This window comes from Halioglobus sp. HI00S01 (assembly GCF_001635445.1).
In the GTDB taxonomy this organism is placed as follows: Bacteria; Pseudomonadota; Gammaproteobacteria; order Pseudomonadales; family Halieaceae; genus Halioglobus; species Halioglobus japonicus.
The window spans coordinates 1-282 of record NZ_LWEE01000054.1 but is presented as its reverse complement, the minus strand read 5'-3'; the positions used below and the strand labels follow the sequence as shown (position 1 = coordinate 282).

Sequence of the window (282 nt, the reverse complement as noted above, 5' to 3'; positions counted from 1 at the left end):
CCGGTGGCCGGATAGATCCGGAGGATGGCGCTGAAGAAGACACCATAGAGGAGCGTGCCCGTATTGCTGCGGCGCGAGAGGCCATGGAGGAGGCGGCGTTGGATGTGACCCCCGCCAATATGACCATGATCTCGCACTGGACGCCGCCCCCCATGGGGAATCGCCGCTTTGCGACCTGGTTTTTTGTCATGCCCGCTCCCAGCGGTGAAGTGACCATCGACGACGGCGAGATCAAGGACAGCCAGTGGCTGACCGGCGCACAGGCGCTTGCCCAGCACCGCG

Annotated in this window: 1 protein-coding gene; it reads left to right on the top strand. The window is 64.5% G+C overall.

Annotated elements, in window-relative coordinates; genetic code table 11:
• On the top strand, positions 1-282 hold a 282-nt coding region (locus A3709_RS08350), incomplete at both ends, for an NUDIX domain-containing protein (RefSeq protein ID WP_156507624.1).